This is a genomic window from Methanomassiliicoccales archaeon (genome assembly GCA_014361295.1).
Lineage (GTDB): Archaea > Thermoplasmatota > Thermoplasmata > Methanomassiliicoccales > JACIVX01 > JACIVX01.
The window spans coordinates 1-6,325 of the sequence record JACIVX010000025.1 but is presented as its reverse complement, the minus strand read 5'-3'; the positions used below and the strand labels follow the sequence as shown (position 1 = coordinate 6,325).

Annotated in this window: 7 protein-coding genes and 1 pseudogene; 6 read left to right on the top strand and 2 right to left on the bottom strand. The window is 40.0% G+C overall.

Features of this window, described 5'->3' with window-relative positions; all coding sequences use genetic code 11:
- Window positions 1-120 precede the first annotated feature (120 nt).
- Complete coding sequence (locus H5T41_10605; GenBank protein MBC7109210.1) at window positions 121-726, bottom strand: N-acetyltransferase; 606 nt, start codon at window positions 724-726, stop codon at window positions 121-123.
- Between the two features lie 55 nt (window positions 727-781).
- Between H5T41_10605 and H5T41_10600 the strand changes: the two genes are divergently transcribed.
- The 6 genes and pseudogenes from H5T41_10600 (at window position 782) to H5T41_10575 (ending at window position 5,373) form a co-directional block, all read left to right on the top strand.
- Window positions 782-1,756, top strand: coding sequence for a glycosyltransferase family 2 protein (locus tag H5T41_10600; GenBank protein ID MBC7109209.1), 975 nt, complete (start codon window positions 782-784; stop codon window positions 1,754-1,756).
- A gap of 4 nt (window positions 1,757-1,760) precedes the next feature.
- Window positions 1,761-2,906, top strand: coding sequence for a glycosyltransferase (locus H5T41_10595; GenBank protein MBC7109208.1), 1,146 nt, complete (start codon window positions 1,761-1,763; stop codon window positions 2,904-2,906).
- Window positions 2,881-4,077 carry a glycosyltransferase family 4 protein gene (locus H5T41_10590; protein ID MBC7109207.1) on the top strand — a complete coding sequence of 399 codons (1,197 nt, stop codon included), beginning with the start codon at window positions 2,881-2,883 and terminating at the stop codon, window positions 4,075-4,077. Before H5T41_10595 ends, H5T41_10590 begins: the two co-directional genes overlap by 26 nt.
- Window positions 4,078-4,109: 32 nt before the next feature.
- Window positions 4,110-4,298, top strand: a pseudogene (locus H5T41_10585) (glycosyltransferase family 4 protein).
- Window positions 4,292-4,654 carry a hypothetical protein gene (locus H5T41_10580; GenBank protein ID MBC7109206.1) on the top strand — a complete coding sequence of 121 codons (363 nt, stop codon included), beginning with the start codon at window positions 4,292-4,294 and terminating at the stop codon, window positions 4,652-4,654. Before H5T41_10585 ends, H5T41_10580 begins: the two are co-directional and overlap by 7 nt.
- Before the next feature lie 74 nt (window positions 4,655-4,728).
- Window positions 4,729-5,373 carry a hypothetical protein gene (locus tag H5T41_10575; protein ID MBC7109205.1) on the top strand — a complete coding sequence of 215 codons (645 nt, stop codon included), beginning with the start codon at window positions 4,729-4,731 and terminating at the stop codon, window positions 5,371-5,373.
- On the opposite strand, the gene H5T41_10570 is transcribed toward H5T41_10575, so the two are convergent.
- On the bottom strand, window positions 5,354-6,325 hold a 972-nt coding region (locus H5T41_10570), incomplete at its 5' end, for a flippase (GenBank protein ID MBC7109204.1). The two genes, H5T41_10575 and H5T41_10570, sit on opposite strands and share 20 nt — an antisense overlap.

Genomic DNA, 6,325 nt, shown 5'->3' with positions numbered 1-6,325 from the left:
TTTTCAAACTCTTTTACTTCCTTCCCGCTTGCAAGCATCCCGCTCTTCAAAACCTCAGTTACGGCGTTTATTTCTTCATCACTAATTAAAGGCTTAGCAATTGGTATCATTTAAAGCACCTCACACGTCTTTTTCTTTCAGATATTTTTCATAATCTTCTCTTTTGATTTTAACCTCTCTCCCACAGTGGGAGCATTTGAATATGATATTACCCCCATCTTCACCGATTTTTTCCTTTAATTTTCTTCCGCAGTAGCAGACGAAACCCTTCAAACGGGCCGGGTTTCCAAAAACTAACCCAAAAGGTGGCACATCTTTGGTAACAACTGCTCCAGCCCCTACCATTGCGTACTCGCCAATCGTCACGCCGCATACTATCGTTGCGTGAGCCCCTATGCTTGCTCCCTTCTTTACTAAAGTTGGCACGAGTTCCCAGTCCTGATTAAAGGCCCTCGGATAGAGGTCATTGGTGAAAGTCATATGCGGGCCGAGGAAGACATCGTCCTCAACCTTGACGCCGCGATAAACGCTCACTCCGTTCTGGATTTTAACGTTGTTGCCTATTTCAACTCCCACATCAATGTACACGTCCTTTCCTATGTTGCAGTTCTTGCCTATTTTTGCACCCTTCCTTATGTGGGCGAAGTGCCATATTCTTGTTCCTTCTCCGATTTCAACGTCCTCTTCAACAACAGCCAGGGGATGAACGAAATACTTTTGAGTCATTGACCACACCAATTTATAAAAAGTGCGCAATAATAAAAAAGTATCGGGTGAAATAATGGAGCTTCCATTTGTCTCGGTTATAATTCCCGCTTACAACGAGGAAAAATACATCGGCAAATGCCTCGAGGAATGGGTTAATCAAGATTATCCGAAAGACAGGTATGAAATTCTCGTGTATGATGGAATGAGTACCGATAAAACCGCAGAGATAGTGAGAGATTTTGAACGTAGATATCCAGAGCTTGTGAAATACCAAAAAAATCCGAAGAGAAGACAGGTTTATGCCTTTAACATAGGAATCCAAGAGGCAAGAGGGGATTTCTTCATAATTTTTGGTGCTCACGCTTATCCTGAAAGAGATTTTTTAAGAAAAAGTGTTGAAACTTTTTTGGAAATTAAGGAAAAGGAACCAAAGCTTGCTGGAGTGGGAGGTAAAATAATCAAACTCTATGAAAGTAGACTGGCCAAGTTTGTAGCTTTAATCTACTCCTCACCTCTTTCTGGTGCAAGCACATTTTGGTATGAAGAAAAGCCACATTTTGCCAAAACTGTTGCCTTCGCGCTTTATGACAAAAAAATCGCCGAGGAAATCGGGGGTTTTGATGAGGATATGTTGACCGGAAACGACTTCGAGTTCAACCTGAGAATAAACAAGAGGGACTACAAACTGTTCTTTAATCCTGAGATTGTAAGCTACTACTTCGCCCGCTCAACGTGGAAAGGATTCTTAAAGCAGAGCTTCAACTATGGTGCGGTTAAAAGCATGGCAATAAGAAAAGGCTATTTCTCTCCCCTGTGGATTTTTCCTATAGGGTTTCTAGGGTTTGAAATGTTAATTCCTTTGTGGAGCATTTTAATGTGGCCATTTATCCTTTACTGGCTTTTACTTTTCGGTGAGGGTTTTAGGCTATGGCGAAGAACAAAAAACGCCGATGCTCTTGCACTTCCTCCGGTAATGTGGCTCTTCCATAACTTAATAAGCTTTGGATTTATAGCTGGGTTGTTGCTTGGAAAGAGGGCCTATAGGTGATGAAATGAGGATAGTAATGACTGTTACAAATCCCTTCAAACCCGATCCAAGGGTTTATAAAGAAGCAAAAAGTCTAGCCAAGCATGGACACGAAGTTTACATCATTGCGTGGGACAGGGAGGGGAAGTACCCTAAAGAAGAAGTTATTGAAGGCTTTAGGGTTATTCGTGTTGGTCCCAAAGCAGGATACGGGCCGTTGATGGCGTTGAAGCTCCCACTATTTTACCTAAATGCTTTTAGAGTTATTTTAAAGTTGAAGCCAGATGCCATACATACTCATGATTTTGATACTGCTGTGTTAGGGTTTCTCTTCAAAAAACTCAAGAAAAAAGTTATGTGGGTTTATGATGTACATGACCTCTACTTCACTTTTTTCTCTATAGAAGGGAAAAAAAGTGTTTTTGAGGAACTCATCAAGAAGCTCGATCTCATTATGGCAAGGTATCCTGATATTTTGATAGCCGCTACCCAGTCTATCGGGGGGGAACATGAGGGGCTACGGGAGTACTATATCAAGCACGGAATTTTTCCGGAAAAAATCATAACGATATGGAACGTCCCTGATCTTGATGTTTTTCTAGATTATCCAAATCTAAAACTAAGGAAATCAAAAAAATTCACAATTGGATTTATAGGTGGTCAAAGAACTGTATCAAACTTTATTTCACTATTTGAGGCAGTGAAGGATAAACAAAACATGTACAACATCTTATTCGTTGGAGAAGGTAAGAGCACCGAGAAATTAAAAAAACTCGTACAGAAGGAGTACCCAGAAATAAACGTTGAGTTCGTTGGGCATGTTGATTACAAGTTGATTCCAAACTACTACAAGCTCTGTGATGTCATTTTTGCATGGTATCCCCCAAGGGAGAACGTAAAAAGAGGTATTGCGATAAAGGTTTTTGAAGCTGCAATGGTGGGTGTACCGAGTATCGTAAATGCAGATTCCTTAATGGAAGATTTTGTGGAAGAATACCGATGTGGGGTTGCCGTTAAAAAACTGGAATCAGGTAATCTAAAACAGGTTCTTGATTTAATCAGGAATAAAAAGATTAAGTTCAATCCAGCCAAGATCGCTAAAAAATGGAACTGGAAGAACGAAGAAAAGAAAATGGTGAGAATTTATGAAAAAACTTCTGATAATCACTAACTCTTACCCAGATACAGAAAACAGACACTATGGAGGAATATTCGTTAAGGAGCAGGTGAGATATTTAAAGGACTATTTCGAAAATGTTTATGTTATCTCACCTCAACCATGGGGGCCTAACAGAAACCTCCGCGATTACGAGTATGATAACGTTAGAGTCTACTATCCCCGGTTCTTCCACGCTCCCGTAGAGTTCTTTAGAAAACGTCTCGGTGACAGCTTCTTTAAAGCTGCATTGAGGATTATTAAACGTGAGAAGCTTGAATTTGATCTAATCCACGCACATTTCACATGGCCGAGCGGCTATGCAAGCATACTACTAAAGCAGAAAATCAAAGTTCCTGTGATTGTTACAGCCCATGGAAATGATGTAAGAATTCCCTTAACAAATTATATCCAAAGTTTCGATAATGCCTTTTTGAGGCTCAAGCTTAATGAAGTAGTTGAGAACGCCGACGTGATTTTAACTCATCATGAGGAGCTTAGAGACCTGCTTCTCTCTTCCTACCCCCAATTGAGACACAAAGTAAGGTTCATATACAAGGGGATCAATTTAAAACGATTTAATCCATTTAGCAAGGAACTTAAAAGACAGGCTACTGAAATGAGAAAATCTCTTAGAATCGATGACAAGTTCGTTGTTTTATTCCTTGCAAGACTTGATTGGGACAAGGATCCTTTGACTTTTGTTGAAGCAGCAAAACTCCTAAGAGAGCACGAAGAAATAACATTTTTAATAGTCGGGGGAGGATCACTATTTAAGAAATGTGTTAAAGAGAAGACAAAACATGACTTAAAAAACCTTTATATTATTGGACCTAGGAATGATACGGAAGTCTGGTATGCTTTGGCTGATGTATTCGTTGCACTCTCCCCTGTGGAGAACATTTGGTCTACTACACTTCAAGAAGCATTGGTGGTGGGGCTTCCTGCTATTGTGACCTCTGCGGGATATACCCCTAAAATCCTTAGAGATAACGTTGATGTTTTAATGATCCCTCCCAAAAACCCTAAGGCCTTAGCAGAAGCTATAATGAGACTTTTGAAGGATGAAGGCCTTAAAGAACGGCTTTCTCAGAATGCTATTAAATGGAGAAATCAGTTTGATAATTCGAAAATTACCAAAGAAATTTTGAATATTTATCAAGCTATCAGGAGGAATTCATCGTGAAAGTTGGACCATTTGTTCACTATACATGTGAGGAGGTAATAACCTCCGAGGAATTCGGCTTGCTCTGCCCGCCCACCGATCCTAAGTGTTTAGCGGAGAAAATTTTAAAGACCCTTGACAAGGAGCGGGACAGGGAGAAGATAAGAAAATATGCGGAGCAGTTTAGGTGGGAGAGTATTGTTAACCGAATTTTAAATGTTTATCAAGGGGTGATATGCTGAAGAGATATGTGATTGTGCCAAAGACGTCTGGCATGAGTTTAGCAACTAAGCAGACCTTACAAGATATCGTTAATTTTTCTTCAGAACTGGGGTTTACCCCTATTCATTTACCTCAAAGAATCTCCGTTGCTTCATCGCTTCTTTATTATTCTAAAATCCTAAAATCTCTTTTAGCTGATGTTCTTCTTATTCCATACCCGGCTGCATGCAATCCAGTTAAAACAACTAGACTAAGGATACTTGACAGCAAAGTGTTAGAAGCTATCTCAAAGAATATTGGCTCACTGATAGTCTATGTCTACGATCTTCCATTAGAACAGATAGCATATACGAAAGCTCATGGCTGGCCCTCTTAATTGATGATATATCTTATTCTTTAGAGGCCAATATTTTCGACCACACAGATAAGATTCTCGTATTTAATGAGGAAATGGCCAATGTTATACAACTTAGATATGGGGTCTCCCGTAAAAAGTTCGTTTATTATGAAATACTTGATCTGGGAACAAGATCCTTGAGAAGAAAGCATTACTCTACTCAGGGGAAGTTTGGCCAGAAGAGGATTATTGTTTATTCTGGGAATTTATCTAAAGAACGAGTTGGAGAATTGAGTTCCAATCTTAAAAACTTGCCTGCAGGGGTTGAATTATGGTTAATTGGCCCAAACGGAGAATGGCTTAACAAATTTGAATTGACAAATTTAAAGTATTTGGGGGTTTTTGAAGAGGCAACCTTTCTTTCCAAGCTAAATGAGGGGAATTTTGGGCTTGTGTGGTATCCTATAAACCTCGCAAGTTATTTTAAATTTAGTAGCTCTTCAAAGTTTTCAAGCTACATGGTTGCTGGGCTTCCTGTTTTAGTTGATGTCCATGCAAAGTATGTTGCAGAAATTACAGAAAAATATAAAGTCGGCATCGTTGGGAAGAATTTATTTGATCTATTTATCAAGGCGAGTCATTTGGATAGGGAAACTTACTATGAGCTAATGAGTAATGCTCTCTCCCTTGGTGACAAAATAAGAAGTGGTTATTTTATCAAGAGAGCGTTAAGAACTGCTATGAGTGCAAAACAATAGATTTGCTTAGACTTAAAACACTTGCCATTCCCTGACTCATCACCGTCGCCACCGCAGCTCCCTCTGCTCCAAAATGCAGAATAAGGAAATAATTCAGAACAACATTTAACAAAGCTGTAAACCCAGTTATCTTCGTAAATGTTAATTCTCTTCCAGTAGCGTTCATATAGCTCCCCAACAGAGAATTCAGGAACATGAAGGGAACCGCAAAAGCTAAAATCCTCAACACGGGAACACTTGGGAGGAACTCCTCTCCAAAGATTATCAAAATTCCAAGCCTAGCAAAAATGTAATAGCCGGCCAAACCAGCAACCCCTAAAAGGGTGAGCATCTGAAAGCTCTTCTTGAACAAAACGTTGAGAGTTCCCTTGTCTTCCTTCCATAGTCTCGCCATGGAAGGCATCGTCGTCGATACAACAATGTTTGGAACAAAGAGGGAAACCTCTATCAGCGTATAAGCCGCTCTATAAATTCCAGTCTCATAATCTCCTCTTATGAGGCCCAGCATCACCATGTCCGTACGGTAGTAGATTAAAGTAAATAATCCAATTAGCCAGAATGGATAGGATTTCTTCAGAAGGCTCTTCCACACCTCGGGTCTAAAGCGAATTTTAAGCTCATCAACAAACTGGAGCCCCCATTTTATCCTTAGAATTTCCCTTAATGTATAGCCCACTAAGAGCGCCACGACAAACGGCGTGAGAGATTTGAAAATATAGATAACTGCTCCCCCAACAAAGAAGGCCCAAAGTCTCTCAGTGGTTCTGGCCATCGCCTCATACCTAGTTGTCTCGTGAGCGTACATAACGTTCATAAAGATCAACGATATCCAAGTAAGCATTGCCTCAGCTCCAGCCAAAATTATGAGAATCTTCATCCAATCCGGCTTCGGAAGGAAAAGTGTTATTCCTACAATAACCAAGAAATTAACAATCGCGAGTACGATCTTAAG